The 18,011-nt window shown below is 37.5% G+C and carries 18 protein-coding genes; 10 read left to right on the forward strand and 8 right to left on the reverse strand.

The features are described from left to right. Positions 1-6: 6 nt before the first annotated feature. From IW22_RS11450 to IW22_RS11460, 3 genes are all read left to right on the forward strand, one after another. Positions 7-999, forward strand: a complete 993-nt coding sequence (locus tag IW22_RS11450) for a hypothetical protein (RefSeq protein WP_034726623.1) — start codon at positions 7-9, stop codon at positions 997-999. A gap of 94 nt (positions 1,000-1,093) precedes the next feature. Next, positions 1,094-1,579, forward strand: coding sequence for a hypothetical protein (locus tag IW22_RS11455; RefSeq protein WP_034726624.1), 486 nt, complete (start codon positions 1,094-1,096; stop codon positions 1,577-1,579). A gap of 189 nt (positions 1,580-1,768) precedes the next feature. Next, the gene (locus tag IW22_RS11460) at positions 1,769-2,611 is read left to right on the forward strand and encodes a prephenate dehydrogenase (RefSeq protein ID WP_034726627.1); all 843 of its coding nucleotides are present in this window, start codon (positions 1,769-1,771) and stop codon (positions 2,609-2,611) included. Between the two features lie 170 nt (positions 2,612-2,781). On the opposite strand, the gene IW22_RS11465 is transcribed toward IW22_RS11460, so the two are convergent. After that, positions 2,782-3,459 carry a hypothetical protein gene (locus IW22_RS11465; RefSeq protein ID WP_131401724.1) on the reverse strand — a complete coding sequence of 226 codons (678 nt, stop codon included), beginning with the start codon at positions 3,457-3,459 and terminating at the stop codon, positions 2,782-2,784. A gap of 333 nt (positions 3,460-3,792) precedes the next feature. Between IW22_RS11465 and IW22_RS11470 the strand changes: the two genes are divergently transcribed. Genes IW22_RS11470 through IW22_RS11480 form a run of 3 tightly spaced genes read left to right on the forward strand, consistent with a single transcriptional unit; the run spans position 3,793 to position 6,294 of the window. Further along, the gene (locus IW22_RS11470) at positions 3,793-4,065 is read left to right on the forward strand and encodes a DUF2089 family protein (RefSeq protein ID WP_034726632.1); all 273 of its coding nucleotides are present in this window, start codon (positions 3,793-3,795) and stop codon (positions 4,063-4,065) included. Between the two features lie 10 nt (positions 4,066-4,075). Then, entirely contained in the window at positions 4,076-4,657 is a 582-nt protein-coding gene (locus IW22_RS11475; protein WP_131401725.1) for a YIP1 family protein, read from the forward strand. A 5-nt stretch (positions 4,658-4,662) separates the two neighbouring features. Then, positions 4,663-6,294: a serine hydrolase domain-containing protein gene (locus IW22_RS11480; RefSeq protein ID WP_051891201.1), complete on the forward strand. Its 1,632-nt coding sequence runs from the start codon at positions 4,663-4,665 to the stop codon at positions 6,292-6,294. A gap of 97 nt (positions 6,295-6,391) precedes the next feature. Here IW22_RS11480 and IW22_RS11485 read toward each other — a convergent pair whose 3' ends face one another. Further along, positions 6,392-7,810 (reverse strand): L-serine ammonia-lyase, encoded by a 1,419-nt coding sequence (locus IW22_RS11485; RefSeq protein ID WP_034726637.1) that lies wholly within the window; start codon positions 7,808-7,810, stop codon positions 6,392-6,394. A gap of 190 nt (positions 7,811-8,000) precedes the next feature. Here IW22_RS11485 and IW22_RS11490 point away from each other — a divergent pair, with 190 nt between their 5' ends. Next, positions 8,001-8,579: a Crp/Fnr family transcriptional regulator gene (locus IW22_RS11490; protein ID WP_034726640.1), complete on the forward strand. Its 579-nt coding sequence runs from the start codon at positions 8,001-8,003 to the stop codon at positions 8,577-8,579. A 60-nt stretch (positions 8,580-8,639) separates the two neighbouring features. Further along, positions 8,640-9,263 (forward strand): FMN-dependent NADH-azoreductase, encoded by a 624-nt coding sequence (locus tag IW22_RS11495; RefSeq protein WP_034726642.1) that lies wholly within the window; start codon positions 8,640-8,642, stop codon positions 9,261-9,263. An 86-nt stretch (positions 9,264-9,349) separates the two neighbouring features. Here the strand turns inward: IW22_RS11495 and IW22_RS11500 are convergent, their stop codons facing one another. From IW22_RS11500 to IW22_RS11525, 6 genes are all read right to left on the reverse strand, one after another. Further along, positions 9,350-10,693, reverse strand: coding sequence for an ammonium transporter (locus IW22_RS11500; RefSeq protein WP_034726644.1), 1,344 nt, complete (start codon positions 10,691-10,693; stop codon positions 9,350-9,352). Between the two features lie 106 nt (positions 10,694-10,799). Further along, on the reverse strand, positions 10,800-11,441 hold the full coding sequence (locus IW22_RS11505) for a hypothetical protein (protein ID WP_034726646.1): 642 nt from the start codon (positions 11,439-11,441) through the stop codon (positions 10,800-10,802). Between the two features lie 398 nt (positions 11,442-11,839). Further along, on the reverse strand, positions 11,840-12,469 hold the full coding sequence (locus tag IW22_RS11510) for a YceI family protein (RefSeq protein ID WP_034726648.1): 630 nt from the start codon (positions 12,467-12,469) through the stop codon (positions 11,840-11,842). Positions 12,470-12,547: 78 nt separating this feature from the next. Continuing rightward, positions 12,548-13,114 carry a YceI family protein gene (locus IW22_RS11515; RefSeq protein WP_034726651.1) on the reverse strand — a complete coding sequence of 189 codons (567 nt, stop codon included), beginning with the start codon at positions 13,112-13,114 and terminating at the stop codon, positions 12,548-12,550. A gap of 146 nt (positions 13,115-13,260) precedes the next feature. Further along, positions 13,261-14,310 (reverse strand): glucokinase, encoded by a 1,050-nt coding sequence (locus tag IW22_RS11520; protein ID WP_034726817.1) that lies wholly within the window; start codon positions 14,308-14,310, stop codon positions 13,261-13,263. 115 nt (positions 14,311-14,425) lie between these two features. Beyond that, positions 14,426-14,989, reverse strand: a complete 564-nt coding sequence (locus IW22_RS11525; RefSeq protein ID WP_034726654.1) for a membrane protein — start codon at positions 14,987-14,989, stop codon at positions 14,426-14,428. A 238-nt stretch (positions 14,990-15,227) separates the two neighbouring features. Here IW22_RS11525 and IW22_RS11530 point away from each other — a divergent pair, with 238 nt between their 5' ends. Both IW22_RS11530 and IW22_RS11535 read left to right on the forward strand, forming a co-directional pair. Then, positions 15,228-16,610, forward strand: a complete 1,383-nt coding sequence (locus IW22_RS11530; RefSeq protein ID WP_034726657.1) for a DUF1800 family protein — start codon at positions 15,228-15,230, stop codon at positions 16,608-16,610. A gap of 190 nt (positions 16,611-16,800) precedes the next feature. Continuing rightward, a complete protein-coding gene (locus tag IW22_RS11535; protein WP_051891202.1) occupies positions 16,801-17,985 on the forward strand; it encodes a DUF1501 domain-containing protein in 1,185 nt (394 codons plus the stop codon). Positions 17,986-18,011: the final 26 nt, after the last annotated feature.

Here is an 18,011-nt window from a genome sequence, read left to right on the forward strand (position 1 = left end):
AATAAAATGAAATCAATATTAGCATTTTTATTATTAGTTGTATTAGTTAATTGCAATGGTCAGGAAAGTAAAAAACCTGAACCTATTAATAAAACAAAAACACAAGAAAAAAAGACATTAAAAACAAGTTCACATAATACTTCAGCAATTAATTTTTTTGATGATAAATATAAAAAAGGAGGCTACTATATTCCCGACAATCTAAATGGAGAAATATATCCTATGTATTCTTATATGGATGAGAATATTGGAGCATTTTCAGTTAACTATATAGGTAAAACAAAGGAAGAGCAATATTTTTGGAGTATTTATAATCATAATGGATTTTTCAAAGACAAGAATGTTGAAAATATTTCTCCAAATTTAATAGAAACAAGTTTAAAATCTAGAGCTCAGAATTATTATATCGTTGTAGATTATCTAGATAAAAAATACATACAGAATTTTGATAAAACATCCGGAGAATTTGACGTTAGTGACAAGGCATTAGAATCTCTCTATATATATGACAATGGCAAATGGATATTATTAGAGACACTAAAGAAAACTAATATCCCAGATAAAACACAAAGCTTTTTTTATAACCTAGCATCACAATATTTTAATAAAATTGAAAAAGAATATTCAATATCAAATTCTGGGGTATGGACATTTAATTGCAATTCGAAAAATAGTATTGTTTTTTTGCCAAATCTTAACAGTGCCCAATTCACCATTACAGGCAGATTTTCAATGAATGCGGAATTAAAGAAAATTGGAGTCAACAAATACGAGCTTTATTTCACAGATTTTCCACCTATCATTCCACTTCCTGATGAAATGCAAAATTGGGAAAACCTTGATAATAAAAAGCCTGTTGGAACTTTGGAAATTATTAATGAGTCAAAAATAAATTTAACATGGTTCGGATTCTATTACAAGAAAGCAAAAAAATATATACAAATAGAGAATCCTTTCAATAAAAATAGCTCCACAGCAACAATAACCAACTGTCTCTAGTATTTTTTTCAAAAACCTTTAAAACCCTAGATTTAATCGACTTTAAAGAAGAATATTCATTATTTTTAAGCCCAATAAATTCAAATTATACGCAATGAAAAAAATAAGTTTCTTCTGCCTTGGTCTTTTAGTGTTTACAGGCTGCCAAAATGAATCAAAAAAAACAGTCAATGAAACTACCGTAACAGTTAAAAAGGACAGCGCTACGGTTATAAAACCCGCCGTTGAAAATACATCTATTACTGAAACCAAGGGAATTCTCACCCAAAAAGAATGTACTGAAAAACAGGTGGAGTACGAAACTGAAATGGAATGTATCTTTAAAAACTCCTCTGTTGATGAAGTCTACAGACAAACAATCAAAGATAAAGAAGTAGAAAAATCAGAACTGCTATTGGCCAATCTTCCAAAATCAAATTCGACAAAAGAAATAAACCAAGATGGCCTTATTTCCATAACATACACCGTTGGTCCTAAAAAAACTGACATTGAATTCTTTTTTGAAGGTGGAGTAACAACTATAAGCCTGGAACAGCAGAATAAGGACGTTAAAAGAACGATTATTCACAGCGCAGATTAAAAGGTCACATGATAATTTAAACCAAAAATATCCTGAGTTTAAAAAATATTTTATACCTTCGCTTGGTGAATTTCAATAACGGAACATATTATTATAGAATTTTTGACTCAAATCTGGGCTAGGATTCTTATGAACATAACTTAAAACCTCGTCCTAGGACGGGGTTTTTTATTTTAAAAAATTTAAAAGATGAAAATTAGTATTATTGGTGCAGGTTTAATCGGGGGTTCAATGGCTTTAAAATTAAGAGAAAAAGGCATTGCAGATTTCATCTACGGAATCGATAACAACCAGGAGCATATCCGCGAAGCATTGGAACTTAACATTATAGACGCAGGTACAGACCTTGAATATGGCGTTAAAAATGCAGACTTTATCATTATTGCCGTTCCTGTAGATGCGGCCAGAAAGCTGCTGCCTGACGTCCTCGATTTGATTTCTGATGAACAAACAGTGATGGATGCCGGATCTACAAAAGCTGGAATCGTAAATGCTGTTAAAGACCATCCTAAACGATCAAGATTTGTGGCATTCCACCCGATGTGGGGTACTGAAAACAGTGGTCCCGCATCTGCGGTTTCCAACAGTTTCTCAGGAAAAGCCGGAGTGATTTGTAATAAGGAAGAATCTGCACCCGACGCCCTTCAACTGGCAGAAAAAGTAGCAGAAAGCCTTGACATGCACCTGATCTACATGAACGCTGAAGACCACGACATTCATACTGCCTATATTTCACATATTTCACACATTACATCTTACGCCCTGGCCAATACCGTTTTGGAAAAAGAACGTGAAGAGGAAACTATTTTCCAGCTGGCCAGTTCAGGTTTTTCAAGTACCGTCCGTCTTGCGAAATCGCATCCTGAAATGTGGGTTCCTATCTTTAAACAAAACAAGGAAAACGTTCTGGACGTTCTGAACGAACACATCAGCCAATTAAGAAAATTCAAGGCCGCCCTGGAAAAAGAAAACTATGAATATCTGGAAGAACTGATCACCAATGCGAACAGGATCAGAGGAATATTGAGGTAGGATGAGGAATGAGGGTCTAGGGATTAGGGATTAGGGATTAGGTGGTCAAAGTTTAAAAATACAGCCTTTAAATTTATTAAAGAAGTGATACTGAAGACAGCCATTATAAATAAAATTGTCATAAAATCCTACGGCCTGTCACCTGCAACCTAATCCCTAATCCCTACTCTCTAAAACTTCATCATCAGCCCTACTCCATTACTGTTATTCACAACGTAATAGCTTGGAGTAAATTTTGATGCGGCTGTATTTCTGTAGTTATTAATGGCATCTTTCATTTGGGAATGTCCCGCCAGTTTCAGTGTAACCCCAACTCCCATTCCGATAAGACCGATGATCAAAGGGACAGGAGATCCATTTTTTGGCTCACCGTTTCTTACATTCGTATCGCTAGCCTTGGAAAGATTCAGAACCCCGCCTACCACAAAACATGCAGCTCCTCCGACAATAAATGCGGTTCCCAGGTTATTAACCGTTCTTCCTTTCATATATTCTGCATCCTGTTTCTGCAGAAGATAATTTTTGATATCGTACTTTTCGGTAAGTTTAGGATTTTCTTGTTTCGGTTCAGACGCCCTAACTAGAGGAGTTTCAGTAGAAACCTTTTCAATTTCATTTGGACTGGCTTCCTGAACCGCTTTCACAGAGTTTTCATAGAGGAATTCCTCTGCTCCATTCTGTACATTCTTATAGGTTACTTTTCCTTTGCTAAATTTAAGATCCTTATACTGAATAGTCATTCCGTTTTGAGTGGTGATCGTTCCTTTCGGAGAAGTTTCAGGAATACTGATTTGAGAATATGCAGCCAAAGAGGCACCGATACATAGCAGTGTAAAGAATTTTTTCATGATCATTAATTTTTCAGGCAAAAATATCTGTTTTTATCGGAAATGCAAATTTATTTTTAGGTGGCAGGTAGCAGGTTGCAGATGGTAGGTAGCAGGTGATAGGTAGCGAGTGACAGAACTCCATAACGGTTTTATTACTGTTGGCGGCTTTTATCCTTACTTTCAAAATATTCAATAATACAATCAAAAGCTGTACTTTCAAACTGCGACTGCTATTCCCTGCTACCTGCCACCTACCATCTGCCGCCTCTTTCCAAAGTCAAATTTTTTAACTTTATTAAAAAACATTTTAACTTTATTAAAAAAAATAGTACTTTCGTAAAAAATTAATTGATGAAACTGCCAACTGTCTGTCCAAGTTGTGACAATACTTTAAATGTAAGTCAGATGAAATGCCCGAACTGCAAAACGGAGGTCAGCGGCGATTACGAACTCCCCGTTCTGCTCAAACTGAACCGTGAAGAGCAGGAGTTTGTTCTTAATTTTTTCCTTTCCAGCGGAAGCATTAAAGAAATGGCGAAACAAGCGGGCCTTTCCTACCCGACGATGAGAAACAAAATGGACGATCTGATCACTAAAGTCGCACAACTGAAAACTAATCTTTAAATCTACCATGATGAACTGGAAAACAATTTTTAATCCTTTTGAAAGATTCGATGATAAAGTGCTGCTCGGTGTTGGAATACTGGCAACAGCTTTGGCTATTTTGATGGGTTATTGGACAGGTACTTATTTTAGCAGTATTTATAGGATTAACAGTTTAGATAAGGTGACGTTTCAGACTGTAGCTGTTCCCACGTTAATCAGCTTTGCCTTTGCCATAGCGGTTCTTTTCATTTTAGGTAAGATTGTAAACAGCAAAACAAGGTTTATTGATATCGTTAATACCGTATTAATTTCACAGCTTGTATTGGTGCTCCTGCAGGCAACGGACAAATTATCATTTGTAACAGAATCGCAGAAAAAAGTGATCGCTCATCAGGCCAATCCTTCTGATCCGTTACCCGTTTTAGACATTGCCGTGACACTAAGTATGGCATCGTTTGCCATTATTATTTTAATCTATAGCATAACCCTTTATTATAATGGCTTTAAGACGGCCACCAATATCAAAAAATGGCAGCATATCGTTCTTTTTGCAGCGGTATCCCTGATCATGACTTTGGTATGTCAGATTCTACTATCTAAATACATCTAAATATCATGAAAATCAAATTCTTACTTGTGCTGGTCTTTCTGGCACATATTTGTCACGCCCAAATCGAAGGAACATGGAACGGTGAAGTGGATATCCAGACGATGAAACTTCCTGTTGTATTGAAAATTAAAAAAGGACCGGAAGGTTATACTTCCCTGCTCAACAGTCCCAAGCAAAGCAAAGATGACATTCCAGTAGACAAAACGGCTTTCAGTAACAATGAGCTTAGTTTTGACATTAAAAAAATCAACGCCAGCTACAAAGGTGTTTTCAAAGAGGATCATTTTGAAGGAAATCTGAATCAGAATGGAAAAATACTTCCTTTAAATCTGTTCAGAAATCTTCCGGTTTCTAAAAATACTGAAGCTCAGTATCTCAACGGAAAAGCCATTAATAAAGAAAAAATTGATGATTTCCTGAATTATATTTCATCAAAAAATCAGGGTATCGGGAGTGTTTCTATTTTCAGAAATGGTGTTCAGGAATACCACAAAGATTTTGGACAGTCACAGTTAAAAAACGTGACTTTCGATAAAGACACCCAATATCAGATCGGCTCCATCAGTAAGATGATTACAGCCGTGATGCTGATGCAGCTGGTAGAAAACGGGAAACTTAAACTGAATGACAAGCTGTCAAAATACTATCCTGAAATTCCCAACGCTCAAAAAATTACCATACAGCAGATGCTGAACCACACCAGCGGACTTGGTGATTATGTAGGTGAACCAAAGGATAACTGGCTTTTCGGAAAAGCAGTTGGAGATAAGGCAATCATTGCAGAAATTAAAAAACTGGGCGTAAGCTTTGAACCGGGAAAGAAAACCAGATATTCCAATTCAGCGTATTTTCTTTTAAGCAGAATCCTGGAAAAGCTGTCTGGAAAACCTTATAATGTCATCCTGAAAGAAAATATTCTTGAAAAAGCAGGAATGAAGCATACGTTCTCTGTGTTGGACAATCCTAAAAATGTTTTTAAATCCTATCAATTTACAGATGGAAGCTGGAAAGAAGTGGCGGATTTCGATTTCCACAACTGCATTGGCTTAGGAGATATCACCTCTACTACGGAGGATATGAATACTTTCATGGATGCATTATTCAATGGTAAATTCATCAAAAAAGAAACGCTTGAAATGATGATTTCCAATAAAGAAGAACAATTTTTCGGAACAGGAATCATGAAAGTACCGTTCTACAACATCATTGCGTTTGGACATGGTGGCGACACAGCCGGTTCCCATTCAATATTAACTTATGAGCCAACGGACAAACTTTCTTTTGCAGTAACTGTTAATGGAGAAAATTTAGCCCATAATGATTTATACGTTGGAATTTTAAATCAATTGTACGGAAGAGACTATCAATATCCGTCATTTGATACAAAATCAGACGCTGAACTGGAAAAATATGCCGGAGAATATCACACAGAAGAAATCCCGATTCCGTTGACTGTATTCTCCAAAGACGGAATCTTGTATGCACAGGGAACAGGACAACCTGAATTCCCACTGGAAAATATTGAAAAAAATAAATACAGGTTTGAACAGGCCGACATTGTCATTCTCTTTATCCCGGAAAGCAAGCAGATGCAACTGATTCAGAATGGGAAGACTTATTTGTTGAATAAAAAGTAGTCTGTATTTTTAATCATTAAGTTTTAAATTTTGCCCTAAAAAAAATCCTTAGACTCATCATCTAAGGATTTTATATGTAAAACAGTAAGTTTTTCTTTTAACATTCAGGAACATTCACTGCAATGGCAAGTCCGCCTTCTGAGGTTTCCTTGAAACGGTCACTCATCGACAAAGCCGTTTCCCACATGGTTTGAATCACTTCATCCAGGGTTACTTTTGCTTTCGTAGGGTCACTTTCCAAAGCAATATTTGCTGCTGTAATGGCCTTCATCGCACCCATTGTATTTCTTTCAATGCATGGGATTTGTACAAGACCTTTGATAGGATCACAAGTCAGTCCAAGGTGATGTTCCATAGCAATTTCTGCTGCCATCATGACCTGTCCAATGCTTCCGCCTAAGATTTCCGTCAATCCTGCCGCCGCCATTGCTGATGAAACTCCGATCTCTGCCTGACATCCGCCCATTGCCGCAGAAATGGTAGCATTTTTCTTGAATAATGTCCCGATCTCTCCGGCAACAAGTAAAAATCTTACAATGTCATCTTCGCTGGTACACTCTGTAAATGCCTGCGAATACATTAAAACCGCCGGAATAACACCGCTGGCTCCATTGGTAGGTGCCGTGATGATTCTTCCGAAGCTTGCATTTTCTTCATTCACTGCCAGTGCAAAACACGCAATCCATTTATTGATATTGGTGAAGTTTTCTTCCGCATCAACGACCTGTTGGAACCACTCGTCGATATTTTTATAGACTTTGTCTCCTAAAAGTTTTCTGTTGATTCCTGCCGCTCTTCTGGTCACATTCAGACCTCCGGGAAGGATGCCTTCTTTATTAACGCCTTTATAGATGCATTCTTTTATATTCTTCCAGATATTCAGCGCCTGCAGTCTGGTTTCTTCCGGGGTTCTCCAGCTTTCTTCATTGATCATAATCAGATCTGAAAACTTTTTCAATCCCAGTTTATCACAGTATTTTACAATATCCGAACCGTGATGACAAGGATACAGTGTTCGGACGCAATGTTTTTCTATGGAGTTTTTTTCCTGACTTGCAATAAAACCACCGCCTACAGAATAGAAATCCTGAACCAGCTCGGTTCCGTCTTCAAAAACAGCTTTGAAAATCATTCCATTCGGATGAAAATCAAGCGACTTCTGCATATTTAAAACCAGATGATAGCCGTAGATAAAAGGAATTTCTTTTTCTCCACCCAGATTGATGATATGGTCTTTTTTGATCTTCTCTATTTTTTCATCAATTTTTGATGTATTGATGGTTGTAAAATCTTCACCATTTAATCCAAGCATTCCGGCAATATCCGTTCCGTGCCCGATTCCCGTTTTCGCTAAAGAACCGAAAAACTCAAGGAAAACTTCCTTCACTTCAGCAATGGATCTTTCCCTTTTTATAATTCTGATAAATGCAGAAGCTGCATTCCATGGTCCCATCGTGTGCGAACTGGACGGGCCTATTCCTACTTTAATAATCTCAAAAACCGATATTGATTCCATAGATAATTCTTCATTTTCCTCTTACAACAAAGATACGCGATAAATCCCAATAAAAGCATCCCCGGATCTTAGAATTCATAACAGTTCACAAATCATGAGTCGCCTTTACTACGTATTTTGTAAATTAGCTCTGTACAGTCTTATCTCCTCAATATATTATAAAATTGCTCTCTCTTTTTAATCATTTCGAATGGATACATTAATTAAGAATATTGGTCAGCATGTCAGCTTAAGTCCGGAAGAAATTGCTATTTTCAAAAGCTTCTGGACAGAAAAAACATTGGAAAAAGGTGAATATCTTTTAAGAAACGGAGAAATTTGCCGTTATGACAGCTATATTGTTTCAGGTGTTTTAAAAGCCTTTTGCATCAATGCTGAAAACGGAAATGAAGAGATCCTTTCTTTAGCTATAGACCATTGGTGGGCAACGGATATCTCCAGCTTTTCTAAACAAAAACCTTCTATTTACAATATCCAGGCTGTAGAAAAAACAAGCCTTTTGCAGATCAGCCATCAGTCTTTTCAAAAAATGCTGCAGGAAATTCCTTCTCTGGAAAGATACTTCAGGATTATTTTAGAAAGCTATCTGGGAACTCTTGAGAAGAGAACCGTATTCAACAATATGTACAAAGCTGAGCAGAAGTATTATGATTTCCTTGATACCTATCCGGATATTGTCTCCAGAGTTCCTCAATATTTAATTGCATCCTATTTAGGCGTCTCCGCCGAATTTATAAGCCGAATACGGAAAAAAAATAAATCCTCTTGAACTAGATCAATTTTTAAGGAATGAATAATCAGGAATTTTGCTGTTATACAATTTATAACAATGAAAGTATTGATTATCAACGCCAGTGTAAGAAATGAAAGATCTTACAGCCGAAAACTTACCCAACTCTTTGTAGAAAACTGGAAAACCAAATATCCTCTGGATGTATTTACATATCGGGAAACGGGTATTGACTCTATTCCTAACATTAACGAAGCCTGGATTGCAGAAGCTTTCAAAAAGCCGTCTGACAGAACAGAAGAAAACCACAAGGCATTACAGATAAGTAATGAACTGGTACAGGAGCTCAAAGAACATGATATCTATGTCATTGGAACTCCCATGTACAACTGGACTATTCCAAGTGGTCTAAAAGCTTATATAGACCAGGTAATGCGGATCAATGAAACCTGGAAATTCAGGTCAGGAGTTCCCGATGGTGACTATGTCGGTTTGCTCGAAAACAAAAAAGCATTTATATTATCTGCCCGTGGTGATACCGGATACGGAGAAAATGAAAAGAACGGACATATCAACTTTCAAACGCCCTATTTAAAACATATTTTCGGAATTATGGGGGTTAAAGACATTCGTGTTTTCTCATTAGACAATGAAGAATTTGGAGGTGAAGTCTTTGAAAATTCAAAAAATAACATTTTCAGTGCCATCCAATCTATTGAATAAGGTCGGGAAAACATTCCTTTAATTTCAGTATTTCAATCAGGGCATTCCTACCCTACAGCTGTGGCCTGATTTTCTTGTAGAAACCATCACTTGAAACTCTCCTGATGCTGGGAAAGATCGAGTCCCATCTCTTCAGATTCTTCGGAAACCCTCAATGTAATGATGGAATCTGTAATTTTATATAAAAGCAGCGAACCCAAAAAAGTAAAGGCCGAAACAAGAACCAAAGCCGCCATATGATGACCAAAAACACCGATTCCACCGTGAAGAAGGCTGGCATTTTCACCATGGGCAAAAATAGCGGTCAGAATCATTCCCATGATCCCTCCTACTCCATGACAGGCAAAAACATCAAGGGTATCATCTATTTTCTTCAGAGCTTTCCAGTTCATCATCAGATTGGAAACAATAGCAGCGGCAAATCCTATAAAAAGACTTTCAGGAATACTCACAAAACCACAACCGGGTGTAATAGCGACCAAACCTACAACAGCTCCAATACACGCACCCAACGCTGAAACACTTCTGCCATTGATCCTGTCGAAAAAAATCCAGGTCATCATGGCAGAGGCAGAAGCAATCGTAGTGGTTCCGAAAGCCATGGCTGCAGAAGCATTCGCACTTAAAGCAGATCCGGCATTGAACCCAAACCAACCGAACCATAACATTCCGGTTCCCAAGAGAACATAAGGAATATTGGAAGGCTCATGGTGAGGATTTTTTCTGTTTCCAAGAACCAGAGCTCCCGCCAAAGCAGCAAACCCGGCACTCATATGAACCACAGTTCCGCCTGCAAAGTCTTTTACACCAAAATATTTATTTAAAAGTCCGTCCGGATGCCACACCATATGGCAAAGCGGTGTATATATAAAAATGCTGAAAAGCACCATGAACAGAAGGTAAGAGATGAAGCGAACGCGTTCGGCAAAAGAACCGGTAATAAGCGCAGGTGTGATCACCGCAAACTTCATCTGAAAAAGGGCAAAAAGCACAAAAGGAATAGTAGAAGCCATCGTTTTATGAGGCAGGACGCCTACACGACTGAAAAACGGATAGCTCAACGGATTTCCGATGATTCCGTAGTGCACGCCATTGATCTCAAAGCCTAAAGAATCCCCGAAAGACAGAGAAAACCCGACAACCACCCACAAAATAGAAATAACTCCGAGCGCAATAAAGCTCTGCAGCATCGTAGAGATTACATTTTTTCGGCCAACCATTCCTCCGTAAAAGAACGACAGGCCGGGGGTCATCAGCAGTACAAGACCTGCTGCTGCCAGGATCCATGCTACGTCGGCTCCAACGATTTTATCTTCGCCAAGAAATTCTCCGGTGTTGGGAAAATCAACGATCGGGCTCCAAAAAAGTCCTCCGAATGCGACAAGGGTAATGACCGAGAATGAAACGATCCATTTTAAACCAATTTTCATACATTTTATGTTTAACCCTATCAAAATTAAACATAAATTTTATAAAAACATATGATTTTTAAATTTAACCCCTAAAAAAAACAACACTCACTCAAAATTTACACAATTAAATAAACACCTCCTTCAATATTTTAGATACTTCTTTGGATTTTGTAGCCGGAAAAAGATGGGTACCTCCTTTAATCACGTAGTCCGGTTTTGAATATTTGATGGGAAAAACGATATCCTTGTCACCCAATATCTGGATCACTTCCGGGATTTCTTCAAATTTCCATTCGGAAACCTTTTCTACTGACCATTTCAGATAGTATGGATCTCTTACCCTAAAGTACTGAAGGATTTTTGGATTTTTTGGATCGAAGAGTTTTCTGACCACAGAATATACATTCGCCGCTTTGTCATTGAACATACCTACAGGAAATATTCTGGGAATTTTCGTGATCTCACCGGTCTTTATAAATTTAGATTTCTCCTTATCTGATTTGATGCTCCCCATGATGACTACCTTTTGGGCAGGTTTCAATTTATTGATCTCCTGCACCATAATCCCACCAAAAGAATATCCCAACAGGCTGAAAGGCTCGGAAACGTCTACTTTTTCCGCCATTCTTTCGACATAGGAATGGAAGGGCTCATTTTTCTCGGGGATAAGCCAGTCTATAAAAATCAATTCACAGTTCTCGGGGAATTCCAGTCTTTCCAGCACCTTAAAGTCTGCTCCGAGACCGCTTACTACATAAATTTTCATAGTACTAATTTAAGAAAAACATGATAAAAGATACAGAATAATTTCACAGGTTTCTGAACTGTTAAGAGATTTTAGAAGATAAAGACATACTAGATACTCTTTTAAACGCAAAGATTAATATCATACTATGTAAATTTAAGTAAAGCAAAGAATGGAATCAACTTCATTGATTCTGATGAAGGAAGTGTATCAATAATGGTTTAAAAAGTTCACGCAGATTATTCAGATGATGCAGATTTTACTTTTTTTAATCTGCTTTATCTGAATAATCTGCGAGAGTAATTCATTTTTATTGCGCTACAGCCTTTACACCTAATTTTAATTATTAGAATGAAAACAAAATAAAAAATGGGCAGTTATAAAAACCGCCCATTGTATTATTTGATTGTATATTTTACTTATTTCTTTTTCTTCACCGGAACTCTGTTGTCGTTATCCAGTTTTTCTGTAGAAACTCTGAACTGGAAATCCATTTCGTCCTTGATGAAATAATCTTTCAGTGAAGACTGGTAGAATACTTTAAAGTCTCTTCTGTTTAATGAGAACTTAGCAGATTCAATCACTACTGTAAACTGAGTAACGTATGCATTCGCAGGGAAAGTGATCGTTTTTCTTACCCCTTTGATCGTAATGTCACCGTAAATCGTAGAATTGTACTCGCTGTTTGCTAAAGGAATAATTTTAGTCAAGTGGAATTTCGCGATAGGGAATTTCTTAACTTCAAAGAAATTGGTACTTTTCAATTCGTTGGTAAGCTTGATCTGATCTTCCTCGGAAACGTCTCCCGCCATCATGCTTCTCATATCTATTACAAACTCTCCGTCTACAAGGACCGTTTTATCGAAATTGAATTTTCCGCTTTTCAGCTTTACCGTCCCTGAATGCGATGAAGCCTCAGTTTTTACGACTTTATATCCCCACCACCTGATCTCTGATGAAGTCACTTTTGAAACCTTATCAAATTTCCTCTGTGCAGAAACAAATGATATGCTCGCGCACACCATAGCAAACAATAGTAATCTTTTCATTCTTTTTTATTTACAATTCAACAAAAATAAAAAAAAGTGTAGAACTTCTACACTTTTAACAATCTTTTTTTGATTAAATTATTTAGCACTCACCTTTACAAGCATTTCGATGTCATCTTTCACAAAAACATCCTGCATGGTAGACTTGTAAGCAACGTCAAATTTCTGTCTGTCGAAAGAGAATTTCTCAGAAACCAGGCTTACTACTCCTTTGCTGTATGAAATTTTAGCAGGGAAAGTAATAGCGCTTGTTTTTCCTTTAACAGTAAGGTTTCCTGTTACTAAAGAGTTATAGATCTTATCGCTGTTTTTCTTCACAGTAGTGATTTTGAAAGAAGCCGTAGGGAATTTTTCAACTTCAAAGAAGTCACCGTTCTTAAGATGTCCGTTCAGTTTTTGCTGATATTCTCCGGAAAGGTCAGTTGCGTTGATAGACGTCATATCCAATACAAAGCTTCCTCCTACTAGATCATTTCCTTTCATGATCATGTCTCCAGATTTTACTTTTACAGTACCATCGTGAGAGCTTGCCTCAGATTTTGCTACTTTGTACCCCCACCAGTGAACATCAGATGCCACTACTTTCTTGGACTGTCCGAATGCCAAACCGCTGGCAACAACTGCTAATAAGAATATTTTTTTCATTTGAATAAAGTTATTTACTTGTTTTAACGGTGCAAATATAGTCTACTTATTTAATAGATTTCATTGATGTATATCAATTAAAATATTTTTTTTCATGAATAATATCATCCCATAAAAAAACTCCGAAAATTTCGGAGTTTTGTATTTTAATTTTGATAGTAAGCGGTGTACAGGGCGGCCCCTTTTAATGCCGTGTGATTCTGTTTGATCAGATAGATTGGCGTGTTTTTGAGCATTTCCTCCATCTTGTCACTGATCTTAAACTTATCATAGAATTTTCCTTTATCGATATATTCTCTGATCGTCTGTGGAATATCTCCTGAAATCAGCAGTCCACCTGTCGCTTTAAGTTTCAGGGTAAGGTTGTTGGCTTCTCTCGCCAGGAATTCAATAAAGGTATCCAACGCAATTCTGCAGATCATGACATCTTCCTCTACGGCTGCTTTATACAGTTCCTGAACAAAATTCGGTCCTGCCAGACGTTCTGCCAGCCATTCCGGTTCCGGATGTCTTTTTACGTCTCTTAAGAATCTGTAGATATTGAAAAGTCCGGTTTTAGACAATACATTTTCCCAGCTTACAATACCATAGATATTGTTTAAGAACTGATAAAATTCAACTTCAACATTTGTTCTCGGCGAGAATTCTGAATGTCCGCCTTCCGTTGCAAAAGGTCTAAGGTATTTTCCGTCAAAGAAATATCCTGCTTCACCCAGTCCGTTTCCGGGAGCCAGGATCGCTACGTTTCCTTTTTCAAGATGTCCGCTGGTGTAGATCGGATCAAGGTCGCTGTCTTCAAGAAGACCCATACCGTAAGCAGAAGCTTCAAGGTCATTCAGCATATCTCCTTTTTCAAATCCGAAATCTTTGGTATACTCTTCGATATTCAGATCCCAGCCCAATCTCGCCGGGCTACTTTTCCCATCGATTACCGGTCCCGGTACAGCCAAAGCCAGACGCTTTACATTTTCAAGCTCATTATCCTGAATGAATTTTCTTAATATATCAGAAAATGAAGAATAGTCTTTCGTACTATATTCTTTCTGTATTTTTATCTCAAGACCTCCGTTACTGGAAACAAAATAGCCTAAGATGGTTATATCTTCACGGAGACTTGCTCCAATGATAGTAACATGATCATTATTACTGTTCTCTACTCCTGGTAAATAAAGCGGAAATTTTGGATTCAAAATCATAACCTCAAATTTTATCAAATATAATAATTGTTTTCGTAAATCCTGCAGGGAAGCAAAAAACCTTTTCATTTTCATAAAAAGGTTTTGGCTAATAATTGTTTATATATAAATCTAACTACTTTCCTAATGGAATATTGTATCCGAATCCTACTCCGATGTTCCCCACATTGTAGTTCTGTCCAGCGATATCGCCTTTATCTCCTACAAAAACTTTCTGATATTGTACGAAGAAATTCCAGTCTCTGTTGTGGTATCCGATTTCCGGCTTGATGTAGAAACCTCCGTCCGGTCTGTCAGCAGAACTGTTGGAAGCTACTTTTTCATTTCCTACCAAAAATCCGTATCCTAAGTCAGTTCCAAAATAGAAACCGGTCTGTTTAGGATAGATTCTGATTAAAGCTCCTACAGGAATTACGCCTACATCATTGTTATCATAACCGTTGTTACTTTTTCCAAAATAATGAGTATATCCTGTTGCAATACCTAATCCAAATCCGGGAGTGATCAAATTCTGATAAGATACATCTACACCCGCAGCTGCGGAAAGATTATCTGAAGGAACTGCTAAACCAACATTCGCTCCTACTTTGATCATATTGTTCATCTTTGAGCTCTGTGCACTTGCGATACCTGCTGTTAATATTCCAGCCAGTAATACTGCTTGTTTTAACATTTTCATAACTCTAATTTTAAATTTTACTAATGCAGTAAGCTGTAAAAATCGTGCCAAGAGAAGCTTATTTTTGGATTTTAACACTGGATACAATTATAAAACAATGATTATCAATATGTTAATTTAAGTTAAAATTAAATGATTGTTTAAGTCAAATCATAAAAAAAATAATATTAAGAATTCTTAACCGTTATGATTTTAACCTTTTTCTTTCTACAGCATCCAAAAATTAAATTCTCTTACTATGGCCGATTCACTGTTACATAACAAACACCTTCTTTGGCGTGCCGGTTTCGGAGCCGGGATCAATCAGATCGGGGAACTGAAGAATACCAACACAAAAACGTTGGTTAATGAATTATTTAAAGAAGGAACCTTCACAGAAATCAACTATGATACGCCTGACGTTCCTGTTTCAGACAATATGATGATGGACAGTAAAACTCCGGCAGATAAGAAAAAGGAAATGCAGAAGTTCATCAGAGACCAAAACAATGAACTGAACCTGAATTTTCTGAACCAGATGGTGAACAGCAAAGATCAGATGAGAGAAAAGATGGCGTTCTTCTGGCACGGGCATTTTGCATCAAGAGTGAATAATTCAAAATTCAATAAACAGCTTCTGAATACGATCAGAAAGAATGCACTGGGAAATTTTAAAGAGCTGCTCTTCGAAGTGAGCCAATCTCCTGCTATGCTGAATTTCCTGAACAATCAACAGAATAAAAAGGATCATCCCAATGAAAATTTCGCCCGCGAAGTGATGGAATTATTTACCATGGGAAGAGGAAATTATACCGAAAAAGATATCCGGGAAGGCGCAAGAGCGTTTACGGGCTGGGGCTATGATAAGGAAGGTAATTTTAAGGAGAGAAAAAACCTGCATGATGAAGGCTCAAAAACATTCCTGGGAAAAACCGGCAACTTCACCGGAACCGATGTTTTAAATATCATTCTTGAGCAGAAAGCTACCGCAACATTTATCACGACAAAAATATATAAGTTCTTCGTCAATGAAAATGTGGATTCCAAAATTATAGAGCTATTAAGTTCAACATTCTATAATTCCGGATATGATATCAAAAAACTGATGAACGATATATTCTCAAGCTCATGGTTTTACGATAAAAAGAACATAGGCAACAGAATAAAATCCCCGATAGAACTGATGGCCGGAATCATGCGAATGCTTCCGATGAATATCCAGAACCCGGAAAACCTCATCGTTTATCAGAAACTGCTGGGACAAATGCTCCTCTATCCTCCCAATGTTGCAGGCTGGCCCAACGGAAAATCATGGATCGACAGTTCTACTCTGATGGTGAGGCTGCAGATTCCGCAGATCTGGTCAGGATTACGACCTTTAGAATACAGTCCACGGCAGGATGATGATATTGACATGGGAATGAAATCCCGGGAAACCGCAATGAATAAATCCTTCAAAAACCCTAATATCACCATCGACTGGAGCAGACTGGAAAAGATTTTTAATGACAAAAACTGCGAAGATTACCTAATCCAAAATACCAAAACCCTTGATATGGATACCGTAAAGAACTTTTCAGATAAAAGTATTAAGATGGGGATTATTAATTTAATGTCTACACCGGAATATCAGTTGTGTTAGGTGATAGATCTTAGGTAGCAGGTTGCAGGTAATAGCAGTCACCGCTTGGCTCTGCAACCTTTGATTTATTATTTTTGATTTAAAAAAACATTGATAAATACACCTGGAATTAGTAAAATCAACATCCAGTCCTGCTACCTGCAACCTATAACCTGCAACCTATAATCTGCAACCTAAAAAAGAAAAAATCATGCTAATCAAAAGAAGAGAATTCCTAAAAATAAGTTCATTGGCTACCGCATCGCTTATGATGCCCAATTTTCTGAAAGCAATGACCCTGAACGAGGCCTTAGAACCCAATCAGAAGATTCTTGTCGTGCTGCAGTTTACGGGCGGAAATGATGGTTTGAACACCATCATTCCAACAAAAAATGATATTTATTTTAAAGAAAGAAACAATATAGCCATCAAGGATTCTTTAGCGCTGAATGATGAAACGGGAATCAATCCCGCACTTTCTTATTTCAAAGAGCTTTTCGATAATGGCGAACTATCAGTGATGAATAATGTGGGTTATCCCGATCCCGATAAGTCTCACTTCAGAAGCATGGATATCTGGCATTCCGCAAGCCGCAGTGATGAATTCCTGGAAACCGGATGGCTGGGACGTTTTCTGGATGAAGAATGTTACCGTTGCGAGCATCCTACACAGGCTTTGGAGGTCGATGATATGCTGAGTCTGGCACTGAAAGGGGAAAACAATAAAGCCTTTGCCTTTAAAGATCCTAAAAGGCTTTACCAGACCAGTCAGGAGAAGTATTTTAAATCTTTGTATGATCATCATCACGATGACGAAACGGTTTCCTATTTATACCAAACCCTCGGCTCTACTATTAATAATGCGGATTATATTTTTGAAAAGAGTAAGTCAAAAAAAACAGATCAAGTCTACCCGAACTCTCAGCTTGGAAAGGATTTTAAAACCGTTGCTTCACTGATTAAATCTGACATCAATACACAGGTTTATTATCTCTCGGTGGGAAGTTTTGATACCCACGTTAATCAGAACAAAAGGCAGGCCAAGCTTTTCAGTGATATCAATGAAGCTGTAAAATCTTTTGTCGCTGATCTGAAAAGTAATGGTATTTTCAATGATGTTTTGCTAATGACTTTTTCAGAATTCGGACGCCGGGTAGCTCAAAATGCCAGCAATGGAACTGACCACGGGACTGCCAATCAAATGTTCTTTATCAGCGGAGGCCTTAAAAAGAAAGGACTTCTGAACGCTCTTCCTGATCTGCAGAAACTCAATGAAGGAGATTTAATTTATACCGAAGATTTCAGAAAAGTCTACGCTACGATTTTGAAAAACTGGCTTAAAGCGGATTCTTCCAAGGTATTGGGCTGGAAAAACGGGATCTATGATTTTATATAATTGGGGCAAAAAAACTGCTATTTTGA

The sequence above is a fragment of the Chryseobacterium sp. JM1 genome (assembly GCF_000737715.1).
GTDB lineage: Bacteria > Bacteroidota > Bacteroidia > Flavobacteriales > Weeksellaceae > Chryseobacterium.

Bases quoted from the DNA above. Each gene is read 5' to 3' on its own strand.
- IW22_RS11450 (WP_034726623.1), top strand. From the start codon at position 7: ATGAAATCAATATTAGCATTTTTATTATTAGTTGTATTAGTTAATTGC.
- IW22_RS11455 (WP_034726624.1), top strand. From the start codon at position 1,094: ATGAAAAAAATAAGTTTCTTCTGCCTTGGTCTTTTAGTGTTTACAGGC.
- IW22_RS11460 (WP_034726627.1), top strand. From the start codon at position 1,769: ATGAAAATTAGTATTATTGGTGCAGGTTTAATCGGGGGTTCAATGGCT.
- IW22_RS11465 (WP_131401724.1), bottom strand. From the start codon at position 3,459: ATGAAAAAATTCTTTACACTGCTATGTATCGGTGCCTCTTTGGCTGCA.
- IW22_RS11470 (WP_034726632.1), top strand. From the start codon at position 3,793: ATGAAACTGCCAACTGTCTGTCCAAGTTGTGACAATACTTTAAATGTA.
- IW22_RS11475 (WP_131401725.1), top strand. From the start codon at position 4,076: ATGAACTGGAAAACAATTTTTAATCCTTTTGAAAGATTCGATGATAAA.
- IW22_RS11480 (WP_051891201.1), top strand. From the start codon at position 4,663: ATGAAAATCAAATTCTTACTTGTGCTGGTCTTTCTGGCACATATTTGT.
- IW22_RS11485 (WP_034726637.1), bottom strand. From the start codon at position 7,810: ATGGAATCAATATCGGTTTTTGAGATTATTAAAGTAGGAATAGGCCCG.
- IW22_RS11490 (WP_034726640.1), top strand. From the start codon at position 8,001: ATGGATACATTAATTAAGAATATTGGTCAGCATGTCAGCTTAAGTCCG.
- IW22_RS11495 (WP_034726642.1), top strand. From the start codon at position 8,640: ATGAAAGTATTGATTATCAACGCCAGTGTAAGAAATGAAAGATCTTAC.
- IW22_RS11500 (WP_034726644.1), bottom strand. From the start codon at position 10,693: ATGAAAATTGGTTTAAAATGGATCGTTTCATTCTCGGTCATTACCCTT.
- IW22_RS11505 (WP_034726646.1), bottom strand. From the start codon at position 11,441: ATGAAAATTTATGTAGTAAGCGGTCTCGGAGCAGACTTTAAGGTGCTG.
- IW22_RS11510 (WP_034726648.1), bottom strand. From the start codon at position 12,469: ATGAAAAGATTACTATTGTTTGCTATGGTGTGCGCGAGCATATCATTT.
- IW22_RS11515 (WP_034726651.1), bottom strand. From the start codon at position 13,114: ATGAAAAAAATATTCTTATTAGCAGTTGTTGCCAGCGGTTTGGCATTC.
- IW22_RS11520 (WP_034726817.1), bottom strand. From the start codon at position 14,310: ATGATTTTGAATCCAAAATTTCCGCTTTATTTACCAGGAGTAGAGAAC.
- IW22_RS11525 (WP_034726654.1), bottom strand. From the start codon at position 14,989: ATGAAAATGTTAAAACAAGCAGTATTACTGGCTGGAATATTAACAGCA.
- IW22_RS11530 (WP_034726657.1), top strand. From the start codon at position 15,228: ATGGCCGATTCACTGTTACATAACAAACACCTTCTTTGGCGTGCCGGT.
- IW22_RS11535 (WP_051891202.1), top strand. From the start codon at position 16,801: ATGCTAATCAAAAGAAGAGAATTCCTAAAAATAAGTTCATTGGCTACC.